Annotated in this window: 1 protein-coding gene; it reads right to left on the reverse strand. The window is 60.5% G+C overall.

Annotated elements, in window-relative coordinates; all coding sequences use genetic code 11:
- Positions 1-281, reverse strand: a 281-nt coding sequence (locus tag EN845_RS35040) for a TRAP transporter large permease subunit (protein ID WP_135931358.1), incomplete at both ends; no start/stop codon positions are given.

A 281-nucleotide genomic window follows, 5' to 3' on the forward strand; every position in this document is an offset into this window, starting at 1 on the left:
CCGAAATGCACCGGATCGACGCCGTAGTGCTGGACCAGCGGCAGGAAGATCGGCGTGCAGATGATGATCATCGGACCCATATCCATGAAGGTACCGAGAAGCAGCATCAGCACGTTGAGCAGAAGCAGCACCACCAGCGGATCGGTGGAGATGGCGTTCATCCCGGCGATCAGCAGCACCGGCACCTTGAGATAGGCCATCAGCCAGCTGAACGACGCCGCCATGCCGATGATCAAAAGCACCATCGAAGTCGTGCGCACCGCGCCAAGCGTGGCGTGGAC

The organism is Mesorhizobium sp. M8A.F.Ca.ET.202.01.1.1 (assembly GCF_004791595.1).
Classification (GTDB): domain Bacteria; phylum Pseudomonadota; class Alphaproteobacteria; order Rhizobiales; family Rhizobiaceae; genus Mesorhizobium.